14 protein-coding genes are annotated in these 14,501 nt (G+C 63.0%); 4 read left to right on the top strand and 10 right to left on the bottom strand.

The annotated features are described in order from the left end of the window. The first annotated feature begins 100 nt into the window (after positions 1 to 100). Together CVS27_RS18125 and CVS27_RS18120 are read left to right on the top strand one after the other, a co-directional pair. A complete protein-coding gene (locus CVS27_RS18125) occupies positions 101 to 1,297 on the top strand; it encodes an aminotransferase class I/II-fold pyridoxal phosphate-dependent enzyme (protein ID WP_103467256.1) in 1,197 nt (398 codons plus the stop codon). After that, positions 1,297 to 2,070, top strand: coding sequence for a spermidine synthase (locus tag CVS27_RS18120; protein WP_165788078.1), 774 nt, complete (start codon positions 1,297 to 1,299; stop codon positions 2,068 to 2,070). The genes CVS27_RS18125 and CVS27_RS18120 overlap by 1 nt, the downstream gene beginning before the upstream one ends. A gap of 62 nt (positions 2,071 to 2,132) precedes the next feature. Here the strand turns inward: CVS27_RS18120 and CVS27_RS18115 are convergent, their stop codons facing one another. From CVS27_RS18115 to CVS27_RS18070, 10 genes are all read right to left on the bottom strand, one after another. After that, positions 2,133 to 2,693, bottom strand: a complete 561-nt coding sequence (locus tag CVS27_RS18115) for a hypothetical protein (protein WP_103467255.1) — start codon at positions 2,691 to 2,693, stop codon at positions 2,133 to 2,135. Between the two features lie 36 nt (positions 2,694 to 2,729). After that, positions 2,730 to 3,386 (bottom strand): hypothetical protein, encoded by a 657-nt coding sequence (locus CVS27_RS18110; protein ID WP_133162987.1) that lies wholly within the window; start codon positions 3,384 to 3,386, stop codon positions 2,730 to 2,732. A gap of 123 nt (positions 3,387 to 3,509) precedes the next feature. Continuing rightward, a complete protein-coding gene (locus CVS27_RS18105; RefSeq protein WP_279325128.1) occupies positions 3,510 to 4,625 on the bottom strand; it encodes a Gfo/Idh/MocA family protein in 1,116 nt (371 codons plus the stop codon). Continuing rightward, positions 4,622 to 4,864: an NfeD C-terminal domain-containing protein gene (locus tag CVS27_RS18100; protein ID WP_103467252.1), complete on the bottom strand. Its 243-nt coding sequence runs from the start codon at positions 4,862 to 4,864 to the stop codon at positions 4,622 to 4,624. The genes CVS27_RS18105 and CVS27_RS18100 overlap by 4 nt, the downstream gene beginning before the upstream one ends. After that, complete coding sequence (locus CVS27_RS18095; RefSeq protein ID WP_103467251.1) at positions 4,848 to 6,254, bottom strand: SPFH domain-containing protein; 1,407 nt, start codon at positions 6,252 to 6,254, stop codon at positions 4,848 to 4,850. Before CVS27_RS18095 ends, CVS27_RS18100 begins: the two co-directional genes overlap by 17 nt. A 257-nt stretch (positions 6,255 to 6,511) precedes the next feature. Further along, on the bottom strand, positions 6,512 to 7,090 hold the full coding sequence (rsmD, locus tag CVS27_RS18090) for a 16S rRNA (guanine(966)-N(2))-methyltransferase RsmD (RefSeq protein WP_103467250.1): 579 nt from the start codon (positions 7,088 to 7,090) through the stop codon (positions 6,512 to 6,514). 27 nt (positions 7,091 to 7,117) lie between these two features. Continuing rightward, positions 7,118 to 9,325 (bottom strand): ATP-dependent DNA helicase RecG, encoded by a 2,208-nt coding sequence (locus CVS27_RS18085; protein ID WP_243400267.1) that lies wholly within the window; start codon positions 9,323 to 9,325, stop codon positions 7,118 to 7,120. Next, positions 9,312 to 10,268, bottom strand: coding sequence for a DAK2 domain-containing protein (locus CVS27_RS18080; protein WP_103467249.1), 957 nt, complete (start codon positions 10,266 to 10,268; stop codon positions 9,312 to 9,314). Before CVS27_RS18080 ends, CVS27_RS18085 begins: the two co-directional genes overlap by 14 nt. 22 nt (positions 10,269 to 10,290) lie before the next feature. Continuing rightward, on the bottom strand, positions 10,291 to 11,307 hold the full coding sequence (gene thiL / locus CVS27_RS18075) for a thiamine-phosphate kinase (protein ID WP_103467248.1): 1,017 nt from the start codon (positions 11,305 to 11,307) through the stop codon (positions 10,291 to 10,293). Between the two features lie 208 nt (positions 11,308 to 11,515). Then, on the bottom strand, positions 11,516 to 11,932 hold the full coding sequence (locus CVS27_RS18070) for a MarR family winged helix-turn-helix transcriptional regulator (protein WP_133159066.1): 417 nt from the start codon (positions 11,930 to 11,932) through the stop codon (positions 11,516 to 11,518). A 296-nt stretch (positions 11,933 to 12,228) separates the two neighbouring features. On the opposite strand from CVS27_RS18070, the gene CVS27_RS18065 reads away from it, so the two are divergent. Beyond that, positions 12,229 to 12,828, top strand: coding sequence for a hypothetical protein (locus CVS27_RS18065; protein WP_103467246.1), 600 nt, complete (start codon positions 12,229 to 12,231; stop codon positions 12,826 to 12,828). 61 nt (positions 12,829 to 12,889) lie between these two features. Next, on the top strand, positions 12,890 to 14,488 hold the full coding sequence (locus CVS27_RS18060; protein ID WP_165788348.1) for a signal peptidase I: 1,599 nt from the start codon (positions 12,890 to 12,892) through the stop codon (positions 14,486 to 14,488). Positions 14,489 to 14,501: the final 13 nt, after the last annotated feature.

The raw sequence follows: 14,501 nt of genomic DNA, 5'->3' as shown, positions 1-14,501 counted from the left end.
GGTGCCGGCCGGTAACGTATTGAGGGTCTACTCAGCATGGATCACTTCACCGCCCGCCCACACGTTCCGCAGTGGCGGCTGGTTCTTCAAAGGAGCAGTAATGTCCCACCCATGGCAACGCACGGCGCAAGGCGCCAATTTGATGGGCCCTGATGGCTCCCTGGGTGTCACTATCTTTGAAGAGATCACCACTCTGGCCAATCAGCACCAGGCCATCAACCTGGGCCAGGGTTTCCCGGATGAGGACGGCCCCGCAGAGCTCAGCCGCCTTGCCCAAGAGGCCATCGCTCGGGGCAACAACCAGTACGCCCCCGGCAAGGGCATCCTGGATCTCCGCAACGCAATAGCCGAGCACCAGAACCGTTTCTACGGAATCACGCTGGATCCGGAGCATGAGGTCATTGTCACCACGGGTGCCACAGAGGCCATTGCCGCAGCCATTCTGGCCCTGACCGGCCCGGGCGAGGAGGTCCTCACCTTCGAGCCTTTCTACGATTCCTACGGTGCCATGATTGGCCTCAGCGGTGCCAGGCACACCACGGCTGCCCTGCTCGCGCCGGATTTCATGCCGGATCTGGCCACACTGGAAAACAGCTTCAGCCCGCGCACCAAGATGGTCATCATCAACAATCCGCACAATCCCACGGGGGCCATGTTCCCGCTGGAAGTGCTCACTGAGGTGGTGCGCCTGGCCATCAAGTACGACGCCGTCATCCTCACCGATGAGGTGTACGAACACCTCACCTTTGGCCCCACCCACATCCCCGTGGCCACGCTGCCGGGCGCGCGCGAACGCACCCTGACCATTTCCTCGGCCGGCAAGACGTTCTCCTTCACGGGCTGGAAGATCGGCTGGCTTTCCGGCCCGGCCGAGCTGGTGGCCGCGGCACGCACCGTGAAACAGTTCCTCAGCTACTCCTCCGGCACGCCGTTCCAGAGCGCCATTGCGGCCGGTCTGCGACTCGAGGACGACTACTTCACCGACACGGCAGCAACGTTGGCCCACAAGCGCGACATCCTGGGTGAGGGGCTGCGCGCGGCCGGCTTTGACGTGTACCTGCCACAAGGGACCTACTTCATCAATGCCGACACCCAAAAAATGGGCATCACCGACGCCACGGCACTGGCCCGCAAACTACCCGAGCTGATTGGTGTGGCGGCCATTCCTGTCCCCGTCTTCTGCCACCCCGAAGGCGCCCTGCGAACCCGATCCCTGCTGCGCTTTGCCTTCTGCAAGAAGGTTCCATTGCTGGAGCAGGCGGCGGAGCGCCTGGCCACCTTGAAGGACAAGCTCTAATGGCACAAAACAGCCGCTTCCTGCGCACCAGCGGCGTCCACGCCAGCATTGAAAAAGATCCCTGGCATGAGAACGCGTTCGTGCTGAGCATTGACAATGCTGAGCAGTCACATGTGAACCTGGCCGAGCCCGGCGAGGTTTTTTATGAGTACCTGCGCCGGATCGCCAACGCCGTGGACCAGCTCAAGGAGCCCGGCGAGCCCCTCACGGCACTGCACTTGGGCGCTGGCGCGCTGACCCTGGCCCGGTATGTCCAGGCCACCCGGCCAGGCTCGGTGCAGCATGCAGTGGAGTTGGAGCGTGAGCTGCTGGACTTTGTGCTGGAGCAGCTGCCCATGCCAGCTGGCACCAACCTCACCAGCCATGTGGGCGACGCCCGCGAGGCGCTGGCCGGGCTGCCTGCGGGCCTGTTGTTCGACGTCGTGATTCTGGACATTTTCAGCGGACCTGATGCGCCGGCCCATCTGGCCTGCGCAGACTTTTACCGCGAAGCCGCCGCCTTGTTGGCGCCGGAAGGCATCCTGGCGGTCAACGTTGGTGACGAGCCCGGGTTCACGCTGGTGGCCAGCCAGAGCAAGGCGCTGCAGGAGGCCATGACCAGCGTGGCAGCTTATGGCACAAGCATGCTATTTAGCCGCCGTTACCCAGGAAACATCATCCTGCTGGGCAGGAACGGGTCCTGGCCGCAAGGCTGGGCCCAGGCATTGGTGGCAGCGGGCCCGCACCCTGCCACGGTCCTGACAGGTGTTGAATTGGACGAGCTGACAGGCTGAGGCGGAAACTCAGGCTGCGGTACCCCAGGCACATGCCAAGTCGGCACCAATCAGCCTGAATCTCATGAGGGACCACCCGTCGCGCTGCATGAGTGGCGCGTCGGACAGCTCAAAGATCGCTCCGCCGTCCGGTGCTGCGGTCGCGGCCACATGCCGCCCCAAGCAGCCACCGGAGCTGTCTGCACGGGCCATGCATCAAGGCCCGGAATCCTGAGGTATTCGGTCAAGCTGACGGCGCCGTCGGTGCGCCACACATACCAAAGACCTTCAAAGGCCATGTCGTTCGCACGGTTGATGCGAGCCACGGCATCCTCGTCGCCGTCGCCATCAACGTCCCCGTACGTGACCCCATCCAGCGAGTAGGTGACCAACTCCACGCCCGTCCCCTGCGATGCCGTCCCGCCCGTCAGTTGCACGGTGACGGGCACATCCAGGCCCTTGAAGGAATACAGCCATTGTGCACCGCCCAGATCAACTGTACGAATATCCGCAGCGCCAGGAGGAGCTGTGGTGGCCTCGGCTGTGCCCGGCGGCGCCTGCGGCGATGAACCTGTGCAGGCGGCGAGTCCCGGAAGCACTAGGGCCCCGACGAGTAATGACAGAGGCACGGAGCTGTCAATCATGGGTTTGACCCCGTCCGGGCGGGAGGAAGGCGCAGCTTAGTGAGCCTGGTCCATCATGCGCTGGTAGCTGCGCTGCTGCCGGTCCAACTGTATTTCCCGGAGGCAAAGCATGACCTGCCGCAGCGCCTCCCACTCGCCCTGGCGCAGCGCCGGCCCCTCGGGCAGGAGGCCGTCCACGGCCATCAGGACCCCGCCGTCGGAGAGGGTGAACAGGAAGTGCCGCTCAGGTTCGCGCATATGGCTCACTGCAATCCTGGCGTGAACGTGTTGCAACTCCCAGAACAGGTGGATGCGGATGCCACCGCGATCGGCACGAAGCACCGTGATCGATCCATCCGAACGGCCGCTGCCCCGATCCCGCCACCAGCCCTGGCTGCCCAGCACGTCACAAGCGGCAAAATACCGCGCTAGCTGCAGGTAGTGGGGGTCGCCTGGACCGGATTCGGGCCCGATCCCGAACTTCATCTCCAGGTGAAAGTCAATCTCGTGCTGCAGCAGTTCCCCGCCCGTCCGCGATTGCTGGTGGGACCGCCGGAAAACCTGCTCGGACAGCCGCCCCAACTCTTCCGGCCAATCATCCAGCCGGTTTTCATCCGCCAGCACGTCAAATTGCCCCGACAACAGCGCCTTGTTGATGGTCTCGTTCATGTCTTCCGCCGCACCCCACAGCGCCGGGCTCAGCTTCACGGTCATGGCCGTCTGCACTGAGCGCTGATCCCGGAACCAATCGTGGCGGGGGGGCATACCGGGCTCGCGTCCAGGGGGAAGTGTTCGCATTTCCCCATTCTGCCCCAACGTCAAGCCGGCCACGGCACGTCAGGCCGGCTGGTCCGCCCCGACTAGCAGGGCCAGCACATCCTCACTGGAGAATTCCACCGGCGCGCCCAAGGCGATGGAAGCGTACGCCGCCTCCGCCAGCGCAACGGCCATGACGCCGTCGTACGGGGTGACGCGGGACGCCTCCCCCGACGCCCTTGCCGCGGCGAACTCAGCAACTTGCAGGGTGTAGGGGCTGCTGGCAGGCGTCTGGGCGGGCAGATAGTCCCCCGGCGTGTTCCCTGCGGCGGGGTCCGTGGCGGCCACGTCCGGCCATGAATACAGGGAGCTGCCGTCCGGGGCTTCGATGCTGATGCTGGTGCTGAACGGCTGGCCGTCCGGGCCCCACTCCCCCGACAGGTGGCTGACGGCGCCGTTGACATGGGTCAGGACCACCGTGGCGCTGACGGGGCGTGGCAGGATTCCGTCAATACTGGGCGGGTTTTGCGCTGCATGAACGCGCTGCACCTCGCCGGCGAGCCAGCGGGCCTGGTCAATGTCGTGGATCATCTGGTCGCGGATGATGCCGCCGCCGAGGGATTCGTTGAAGAACCACGAACTAGCCGCGGGGGCAGCACTGGCGCGGCTGAGCCGGAGCACGGACGGGGAGGCTCCTGCGTCGAGCGCCTTGTGGGCCGCAACATACTCCGGGAAGAACCGCACCACGTGGGCCGGAAAGAGCCGGACACCGGCGGCGGCCGCAGCGTTGGCGATCTCGGCTGCGCGCGCAGCGTTCTCGGCCAGCGGTTTCTCACAGATCACGTCCTTGCCCGCGGCGATGGTGGCCATGGCGTAGTGGAGGTGCGTGGTGGTCGGAGTCAGGATGCTGACCATGTCACTGGCAGCCAGCAGTTCCTCCAGCGTGGACACCTCGGCAATGCCGTATTGCTGCACCAGCTGCGCCGCACCGGAACGTGAATAGATGCTGAGCTGTGCGCCCAGTTGTTGCCAGCCGGCAATGTGGACACCGGCAATGCCGCCGGCACCAATGAGCCCTATTCTCAATTGCGTCACGGCGGGTTCCTTAGCGTCCGTTGGGGCGGGGATTGTGTACCACCCTACTGTGACGGGCCACCCTTTCCCCTTGCGTGACGTGGCACGCCGCCAGCACCTCACCCCGGGTGTTGCAGGAACTCCGGCACAGGCTCAACGTAGACGGTTTGTGGCGGGTCCAGATACATGACAAGAACCCGCGCACCCATGCGGTAGACGCTGGCGCCGTCATACGGGCGGGCCAGATAGGCGACTGTCCCGCCCCTGACCTCCAACATCACCTCACCGAGAGTGTCAGGTCCAATGGTTCCCGTAACACGGCCAATCTTCCCGGTGAGGCTCCTGTCACGATCCCTGTGCATGCGGCGGCTCCTGTGGCTTGGGAACGCGGCCGTTCTTCAGCGACGCCTGCATGGCTGGCAAGTAGCTGCCCACCTGGGACAGTATCCCGCCCACCATGTTGTTGATGCCGTCGCCGCCATTGAGCACCGTCAGCTGGCCCACGTGGGCAAAGGGTTCCGCAGCTGCCGCCACGATGGCCGGCATGTTTTCAGCCAGTTGTTGGGAGATGACAGCATCCTGGTTGGTTCCCAGTGCTTCGGCCCGGGCCTTGATGCCGTCCGCTTCTGCCAGCGCCTTGGCCTTGATGGCCGACGCCGCAGCCTCCCCACGTGCCTTCGTCGCCGCAGCCTCGGCCTCGCCCGTGACGCGGGTGGCACCTGCCGTGGCGGCGGCCGCCGTCGCATTTGCCTGCGCCTCCAGCTCGGTCTTCCTGGCCCTGGCCTCTGCGGCACTGATGTCTGCTGCTTTTTGCGCTTCGGCTTCGGTCCGTTGGGCGTAGGCCTTGGCATCGGCGGGTTTCCGAATGGACGTTTGGAGTTTTTGTTCCTCCCTGTCTGCTTCCAGTTTGGCCACCTGCGTTTCCTGCACCACCACCTGCTGGCGGGCTGTTGCATCAGCCAGCGGGCCGGCCTGGGCGGCATTGGCCTTGGCCGTCTCCGCGTTGGCCTGCGCGGCAGACTGCTTGATGGCGGAGACACTTTGGGCATCGGCAATCAGTGACGCCGCCTCCGCCTCCTTTTCAGCCGCCTCACGGTTTCGGGTGGCCTCGGCGATCCTGGCCTCCATCTTGACCTGAGCTATGTGTGGCTTCGCCAAGTTTTGGATGTAGCCGGTGGGATCCTCCAGGTCCTTGATCTGCAGGGAGTCAACCACCAGGCCCAGCTTTTCCATTTCCGTTCCACTGGCGCTGCGGACCTGGGAGGCGAGCTTGTCGCGTTCGCGGATGATCTCCTCCACTGTCATGCTGCCAATGATTGAACGCAGATGGCCTTCAAAAACGTTATACACCTGGCTTTCCATTTTGGCCTGCTGGCCCAGAAAACGCCGTGCCGCGTTGGCGATGAACGGAGGGGAGTCGCCAATCTTGAAGATCACCACACCCTGAACCACCACCTGGATGCCTTGGGAGGTCACGCAGTTGACCTGCAGTTCGGTCTCGTTCAGGGTCAGGGACAGTGCCCTGACGGTTTGAAGTCCGGGAATGACGAACGCCCCCTTGCCGGTGACGATCTTGAAGTCCATGCCGTCGCTGGTCCCCATGCTGCCACGGGTGAACCCGGAAATGATGAGTGCCTCATTGGGCTCGGCCACCTGCCACATCATTTTGACGCCTGCCCGGATCAGGAAAGCGAGAATCAGCACGGAAAGTAGCACAACAAGCAATGGAATGAACGGGGTGAGGTACTCCATGACCAGATCCTTTCAGGAGCATTGGTCGCAGCGGTACACCCTGCCCCACCCGGGACGATCTCAACGGCCTGTCTATGTAGTTGTAAACAAACTATGCAGGAACGCCCCGCATGGGGAGCTCCCTACCACCAAGATACTCTCCATTTCTTGGCGCAGGCCATGTATTGCTGATGGTTGTATAGCCCCGTCACTGGACAGACAATACCCCCAAAAAAGCGTATAGCGGCATGATCTGTCCAGTGACGGCGGGCTAAGGGCTAGTCTCCTGCGGGTTCGGCGAACCAGAGTCGGGTTTCGCCGTACTTCTTCTCGGCAAAGCGCTCGAGGGACTCGGGCCAACTGGGCTCTGGCGTCCTAGCCGAGCGCTCCACCACCACCACGGCGTAGGAGCTCAGGCGCGGTGCCAACAGGGACAAAACGAGCGCGAGCTCCTCCTCGGTCAGGGGGTATGGCGGGTCCATGAACACCAGGTCCCACTGGTCCACACCGGCCTCGGCCACCCGGGCCAGAAACGACTCCACCTTGGAGCGCTGCACGGTCACCGCTTTGGTGCCCAGGACCTTGTTGACCAATTGGGCGTTGAGTTGGCACACGGCCGCAGCCTTGTCATTGAACTCAACAAGTTCAACGGATTTTGCGCCACGGCTGGCACTTTCCACCCCCAAGGAGCCGGAGCCCGCGTACAGGTCCAGGACGCGCACGTCGGAGAGCATGTTCATGGATTCCAGCCGGGAAAACAGCGCTTCCTTGACCCTGTCGGTGGTGGGTCTGGTGCCATCCCCCGGCACCGAGACCAGCACAGACCCGCCGGCGGCACCTGCCACGATGCGGCTCATGCTTGTGCCGTCCGGTGTACCGCTTTGCTAGCCACGTTCAAGGAATGCCTCATTCTTTTCTGTCACATACATGTCAATTTCAAGCTTCAGGGCCGGATGAAATTCCAGCTCCGGGTCCTTCTCCACAATTTCGGTGGCGTCAGCCCTGGCCCGGGCAATCAGGTCCTCATCACGGAGCACGCTGAGCACGCGCAGCCCGCTGTTTCCACCTGACTGTTTGGCCCCCAGGATGTCGCCTTCGCGCCGCATCTGCATATCCTCCCGGGCCAGCATAAAACCGTCAATGGTGGATGCCACCAGGTCCAGGCGCTTGCGGCTGGGATGGTCCGGTTCCAGATTCGTCACCAGCAGGCAGGTCCCCTTGTGGCCGCCGCGCCCCACCCGTCCACGCAGCTGGTGAAGTGAGGAGATGCCAAATCTGTCGGCGTCCAGGATCACCATGAGCGTGGCATTGTGCACATCCACGCCCACCTCGATGACAGTGGTGGAGACCAAAACGTCGATCTCACCCGCGGCGAAGGCCGCCATGGTGCCCTGCTTGTCCGGGGAATCCATCCGCCCGTGCAGGACCTCGATGCGTTTGCCTGCCAGCGCAGGGACGGTGCGCAAATACTGCACTACGTCCAGCACCCCCGCCATGGGGCGAGTGTCACCGCCACTCGGGGCGATGTCGTCAGCGTCCGGGCCGTCACCGATCTTGGGGCACACCACATAGACCTGGTGGCCGGCGTCGACCTCCTCACGGCAGCGCGCCCAGACCCTCGACTCCCAACTGGGGTGTTCAGCCAGGGGCGCCACATGGGTGGTGATGGGGGCCCGCCCGGCCGGAAGTTCTGTCAGTTCGGAGACTTCCAGATCACCAAAGACTGTCATGGCCACCGTTCGCGGAATGGGTGTGGCCGTCATGACCAGCAGGTGCGGCGGTTTGAGCGCCTTGGCGCGCAGGGCGTCGCGCTGTTCCACGCCGAAACGGTGCTGCTCATCCACCACAATCAAGCCAAGGTCCGCGAACTGGACGTGGTCGGAGAGGAGCGCGTGGGTGCCAATCACAATGCCAGCTTCGCCCGAGGCTGCCGCCAGCAACGCCTTCTTTTTGGCCGCGACGGGCATGGATCCGGTCAGCAGGGTCACGGCGGTGGCATGGGGCCCGCCCAGCAGCGCTCCGGCACCCAGGGCGCCCAGGAGCGCCGAAATGGAGTGCAGGTGCTGTGCGGCGAGCACCTCGGTGGGGGCCAAAAACGCGGCCTGACCGCCGGCGTCGACCACCTGCAACATGGCGCGCAGGGCAATGACTGTCTTGCCCGAGCCCACCTCACCCTGCAACAGCCTGTGCATGGGATGGCCCGCCGCCACTTCGGAAGCGATCAGTTCACCAATGTCCAGCTGCCCGGCCGTCAAGGTGTACGGCAGCCGGTCGTCAAAGGCATCCAGGAGCCGGCCCCGGACAAGGGGGCGGCCGGTGGCGTTTTGGTGCATCGACTCGAAGCGCTTCTGGGCCAGGGCCGTCTGCAGGGCCAGGGCTTCCTGAAAGCGGAATCGCTTGCGGGCCTTGGGCCAGGCGTCCATGTCGCTGGGCATGTGGATTTCGGTGTACGCCTCCCACAGGGGCATGAGCCGTTCCCGGGCAGCAATGTGTTTGGGGACGGGATCCGGAATTTTCGCCAGGTCCAGTGTGGGCAGCAAAGCCTCGATGACGTTTTGGGTCTTCCAGCTGGGGAACTTTGCCGTTGCCGGATAAATCGGCACGGGCTTGGCGGCCTGCACCTCAACTTCGTGCTCAGCAAGCTCGTCGTCGGGCAGCAGGACATAGCCGGGGTTGGTCAGGACCTTGCTTCCGTTGTACAGGGACACCCTGCCGGAAAACATGGCCAGCACGCCGGCTTTTAGCTCCGCCTTGGCCTTGAAACCGTTGAAGAAACTGATTTTTAGTGACGACGGGTGACCTGAATTATCAGTGATGACAACATCACTGATGGTGCCCTTGCGGGTCTGCATGTACCGGGTTGACAGGTTCACCACCCTGGCCAGGATGGTGACTTCCTCATCGACTTCAAGTTGGTCAAGGTCGGTCAGATCCCCGCGTGCCAGGTAGCGCCGCGGGAACTGGTGGAGCATGCCGCCCACAGTGGTGATCTCCAGGGCCTTGGCCACCGATTTGGCGGTGGCGGTGCCAACAAGTCTGGACAGCTCTAGGCCCAGGTCTCGGTAGATCGGTTCTGGTTCAGATGAAGTCATGGGCGTCCTCGGTGGCATTGGCTGTTAGCGCCGAAATGCTCACATTGCTTGGATCACCCACAGCCTGGATTGCCTCAAGTGCCACGGTGGCAGAGGGCACGTGAACATGCAACCGCCACGGGTAGGCGCCGGTGGCATCGGCTTGTTCGGAAACGGCGCTCATGATCACCGAGTCACCGAGGCCGTCGAGCTGGAGGCGCAATCCGGCTGCCGCGAGAGGCGTCAGCTGAATGGTGCACATGACCTCCACGCCTTCCTGCTCCGGCATGAACACGGCAATGTTGGGATCTTGGACCTTGTAGCCTGACAAGCCGTCCAGCAGGTCCTCCTGCAACGGCTCGCCCACAATCACGGAGCGCAAACAGTCAAGAATCAGCAACACGCCAACGGCTCCGGAATCCACCACATGGGCTGCGCTCAGCACACCAAGTTGGGACTCCGTGCGCACCACGGCTTCACGTGCCGCAACCACTGCGCCGTCAATGGTTTGGGCCAGTGCCTGGTTGGATTCATCGCCGCCGAGACTGAATTGCACCGACGTTGCCCCTTGGGCGGCCGCCTCCAACACTGACAAAATTGTCCCGGGCATGGGTTCGCTCAAAGCACTCCAGGCCCGCAACTGAGCCCGGTGCAAGGCAGCAGCCAGCAAGGGGCCGCTGAGGCGCTGTGCACCGGCGAGAGGCTCGGCCAGCGCCACCAGGAAAACCGCCAAAAGAGTGCCCGAGTTGCCGCGTGCCTGCTCCATGGCTGCGCGCCCTGCAACGCTCATGGTGGCACCCACGTCGGCAGGCTCCATTTCAGCCACTGCATGCGCTGCCGCCTTGACCGTCAGGTAAAGGTTTGTGCCGGTATCCGCATCCGCCACCGGGTAGATGTTGATGGCGTTGAGCCGGTCACTATGATTGGCCAGCGTTTGTTCAGCCATGGCCAACCAGCGGCGCACTACGGGCGCAGTTGCGGCGATCTTAGACTGCAAAATGATCCCATCCCACGGCGCCGTCTGAGGCACCTTTGAAGTTCTGTCCGTCAATGGTCACAGCCAATCCGGCCACGTCCAAGGACAGTACCGAGCCTATCCTAATGAAGCCGTCCGGGAGTGAGGCACCCTCCGGGAATGTGGATAACAGTCCATGGTCTTCGCCTCCCGTCAGCACCCAGGTGAGGGGGTCGGCGTCAAGCACGACGGCGCAATCCTCAAGCGCGCGGGCCACCCCGCGGAGCACCGCTCCATCCAAGTCGAGGGTGACCCCACTGGCGGCGGCCAGCCTGGTGGCATCGCGCAACAGTCCGTCGGAAATATCCATCATGGCGGTGGCTCCGGCGCGTGCTGCAACGGGCCCGGCGGACAGGGGTGGCTCGGGCCGGGAGAAAAGAGCTGCGGCGGTGGCCAGCGCCGGACTGTGGGTGGACGGGAGAATTGAACTCTCGTGCAGCGCCCAACCGGCGGCCGCAAAACCCATGTTCCCGCAGACAGCTATTTGATCTCCTGCCTGCGCTCCGCTGCGCAGCACTGGCGCAAGGCCGTCCAGGGAACCGGTCACGGCAACAGTGACCACCAGTTCGCTGCCGCCGGAGAGGTCTCCCCCGGCCACTGAGCACTGCGGCGCTCCGAGGCCAACAATCGCCGCACTCAAGCCGTCGGCAAAGTCCTCAACCCAGCCGACCGGCGTCGTCCCCGGCAAGGTGAGGCTGACAACCATGGCCGTGGCAACGGCGCCCATGGCGTTGATGTCGCTGAGGTTTTGGGCGGCGGCCTTCCACCCGACGTCGAATCCGGAGGAAGTGCCGCCGTTGGGCCAGAGCAGACGGAAGTCCTTGTCTTGGACTTGGGTGTCAATGGAAATGACCGTACGGCCGTCGGCTGCGGCAATGATGGCGGAATCGTCCCCCGGGCCCAGCAGCATGGAGCTGCCAGCGTGCAGGCGCGGGAAAATCCGGGCCAGGAGCTCGGATTCGGAGAGTTGGGCCACTGTGAGGGTCATGCTTTAACCGTAGCCGGTGGGTGCGACACTGGCGGCTGCGACCTCACAGAGGCAGCCCGAGCCCGGGGACCTGCCACCGCATCTGAGGAAAACGAACCAACCTGGATCTGGATAGTGCAGGTGATGTCGAACCCTAGCATTCAGATGTTGGCTCACGGCCGGATGGGAGTCAGGTGAGTCACGATGGGACCGTGCTCCCAACAGTGAGTCAGGCTTCTTGTTTGACGAGGGCAGCTGCGTTTAGTGCTGCGCCGACGGTCTCGAGGAATACGGCGTCCCCGGCCGCGTCCCGGGATTCGTCATACTGGTAGACCGCAGCAATGGCATCCGCGAAGACACCATCTGCCCATTGGGTTGCGTGTAGCCCTGCAGGGGTAAGCGTCAGGAGGATGCTGCGGCGGTCAGTGGGGTGCGGCTGCCGTGCCAGCATGGACGCTGCTTCCAGCCTGTCAACCATGGCCGTCATGGAACCAGTTGTGATGTCCATCAGGACCGACAACTCCTTGGGAGTTAGCATGCCTGCCTCCTCGACAAAAGACATGGCCCGCATCTCCGAAGTCCCGATGCCGAGCTTGGCGGCCAACGTGGCTCGAAGGCGGTCTGAACCTGCGTTGAAGACCCTCATGGCCGAGGCCACTCTGCGGTAATGATCCTGGCTATTATTCACGGTTCCCTAGGTGTACAAAAATGTTTGGCTGGCAACTAACTCTACTATAAAGCGACCAATATTGCCCCTCCGAGGCCCGCCTAGCTGCTGAAGGTACACAGTTTGTGACACTAGTTACTTTAACTGCAAGTTACTTGATTATCGAGTTACTCCTGATAGGTTTACTTTAACCGCAAGACATATTGCGCCGGGTGTGTTCTTACCGGACGAACGCGGCCACCTTTCACTTCAAAATCTCGTCTCAGGAGAATTCCATGGCTCGCATGTCCAACCGCACTGCCCGCATCGTCAAATGGTCAGCACTTCCCGCCGCGCTGATCGTCAGCGGCCTCTTGGTCTCACAGGCCTCGTACTCGGCTTTCAGCGCCACCACCACCAACCCCACCAATAGCTGGAACTCCGGCGCTATCGCGCTGAGCAACTCGTCACCGGCGACGGCCCTGTTCACAGCGACAAACATCAAGCCCGGCGACTGGGGTTCCAAGTGCATCACAGTCACGGCGGACAAAATCGTTTCGGGTACCACAGTGAAGATGCAAGCCAAGACGGCCGCAGCAGTTGGGTCCAAGGCGGAGCTCAACGATGCACTCTTCGTCAAGGTCACCACGCCCGCGGTTGCCTGCGCTGTCAGTACCGCCCCGATCGCCACCACAGCCGGCGTTACCTTGACGTCGTTTATTGCGACGTCGGGCGTGCCCGTTTGGACGCCGACGGCCGCAGCCGAAACAAAGTCCTACCTGATCGACTGGGTCTTTGATCCGACCGCCACCTCCGCAGCCTTTGCCACCAAGTCGTCGTCCATTGACTTCATCTGGACGGCAGACCAGGGCGCCGGATCCCAGATCAATCCCTAACTCTGATCCCAATAGCCCGACGCACTGATGTAGACACTGAGCAATGAGAGGCAGGATCGCCATGTCAGCCGCAACACAGTCGACGCCGCGCAGTCCGGACGACGATGCTGCGACTGTTGCGGAGGTCAGCGGGGAATCCGGTTCAACCTCCAGTGGCTGGGTACTACTGGTGGTTGCCACGCTGGCACGCACTGTACTGATTTTTGCTGTCAGCTTGGCTGCGTGGTCATCCTTGCCGGTCTTGCTGGGCTGGGAGCCGACCACTGTCATGAGTGGCTCCATGGAACCACGCATTTTCACCGGTGACGTTGTGGTGGTCCGCCCTGTGGATCCCACCGAATACAAATCGGGCAGGGTTGTTCTCGCTGAAGATCCCGATCAAGAAGGCCGGCTGCGGCTACACCGAGTAGTGCGTCAGGATGACACTGGCGCACTGGTGCTGCGCGGCGATGCAAACGCCACCGATGACGCCTCGACAGTTAGTCCCGATGCAGTCCACGGTGTGGGCTTCCTACGGATTCCTTATGCGGGCCTCCCGGGGTACTGGTTCAACTCGGCCCAATGGCTCAAACTGGCTCTACTCGCCGGGACTCTGGTCCTATTGTGCTGGGCCACAACGCTGGATCGCGCACTGCAGCGTAGCCGGCACAGGGGCGATCCGCCCGAGCGAGGAGCTGGCACGCGTAGCAGCGACAGTCCCGCCGGTCGCCCCAATGCCGACGGCGGATTGGCTGCCTTGGGCCTGGGTGGCGAAACGGGCAGGGCACCCACTGCTTTCCGCGCCCGCCCCACGGGTCGGCGCAGTCTGCGTGCCGGAACTGCCGCCGTCGTTGTTTCAGCTCTGGTGCTCGGTACCGTGCCGGTGGCAGCACAAGCGGCCTACACATCCACCACGGTAAATGCAACAAACTCTTTCGCCGCCAATACCTTCTTCCGCTGCAGCCCGGCAGTCTTGGCCGCCAGCCCCAGCACCTTCTACCAGTTCAACGCAGACGCCGACGCCGCCGTTGCAGATTCCGTTACCCCGGGAGCAGGCAACGGCACCTTCCAAGGCGTCCGGCCGGCCGCGCCAGCAAATAACGGCGCGTGCGCGGACGACGGCGGCAACGCAGCCATGTTCGACGGGTCCACTAACTCCATCACCACCCCTGTGCAAGGAATGGCAGCACCTCAGGTCTTTTCCTACGAAATGTGGTTTCGCACCACCACCACTAGTGGCGGCAAGTTGATGTCCTTCGTGACACCGCAGAATGGCGCGATAGCCGCCTCCGACAATCGGGTGCTCTATATGTTCAACAATGGGCAACTCCGATTTGGACTGACACCTGATACCGTCCAGTACCTGACAACACCAGCCGCAGCTGGCGCATTTAACAACGGCAAGTGGCATCATGTTGCCGCGACTATGTCCAGTGCGGGCATTAAACTCTTCGTGGACGGAGTGCGAACCAACTTTTCGGCGGGCGTCACATCCGGCCCGGTCACGACTGGTTCTTGGATCATCGGAACAGGCCCTGGCAATACGTGGACCACAAACCGTACCAGCGCCTTTTACCAGGGCGAGCTTGACGATGTTGCCATCTACAATGGCAAAGCCCTCACTGACAGCGAAGTGGCGGCGCACTACGCTGCCGGACGAGCGTCGGGGCTGCGGCCCTAAAACTCCGTGTCGC

The sequence above is a fragment of the Arthrobacter glacialis genome (genome assembly GCF_002909445.1).
Lineage (GTDB): Bacteria > Actinomycetota > Actinomycetes > Actinomycetales > Micrococcaceae > Specibacter > Specibacter glacialis.
The sequence above is the reverse complement of the archived record's forward strand: the minus strand, read 5'-3'. Positions and strand labels throughout refer to the sequence as shown.

Coding starts and splice junctions, on each gene's coding strand:
- CVS27_RS18125 (WP_103467256.1), top strand. CDS start 101: ATGTCCCACCCATGGCAACGCACGGCGCAAGGCGCCAATTTGATGGGC.
- CVS27_RS18120 (WP_165788078.1), top strand. CDS start 1,297: ATGGCACAAAACAGCCGCTTCCTGCGCACCAGCGGCGTCCACGCCAGC.
- CVS27_RS18115 (WP_103467255.1), bottom strand. CDS start 2,693: ATGATTGACAGCTCCGTGCCTCTGTCATTACTCGTCGGGGCCCTAGTG.
- CVS27_RS18110 (WP_133162987.1), bottom strand. CDS start 3,386: ATGACCGTGAAGCTGAGCCCGGCGCTGTGGGGTGCGGCGGAAGACATG.
- CVS27_RS18100 (WP_103467252.1), bottom strand. CDS start 4,864: ATGCACAGGGATCGTGACAGGAGCCTCACCGGGAAGATTGGCCGTGTT.
- CVS27_RS18095 (WP_103467251.1), bottom strand. CDS start 6,254: ATGGAGTACCTCACCCCGTTCATTCCATTGCTTGTTGTGCTACTTTCC.
- rsmD (WP_103467250.1), bottom strand. CDS start 7,090: ATGAGCCGCATCGTGGCAGGTGCCGCCGGCGGGTCTGTGCTGGTCTCG.
- CVS27_RS18085 (WP_243400267.1), bottom strand. CDS start 9,325: ATGACTTCATCTGAACCAGAACCGATCTACCGAGACCTGGGCCTAGAG.
- thiL (WP_103467248.1), bottom strand. CDS start 11,307: ATGACCCTCACAGTGGCCCAACTCTCCGAATCCGAGCTCCTGGCCCGG.
- CVS27_RS18070 (WP_133159066.1), bottom strand. CDS start 11,932: ATGAGGGTCTTCAACGCAGGTTCAGACCGCCTTCGAGCCACGTTGGCC.
- CVS27_RS18065 (WP_103467246.1), top strand. CDS start 12,229: ATGGCTCGCATGTCCAACCGCACTGCCCGCATCGTCAAATGGTCAGCA.
- CVS27_RS18060 (WP_165788348.1), top strand. CDS start 12,890: ATGTCAGCCGCAACACAGTCGACGCCGCGCAGTCCGGACGACGATGCT.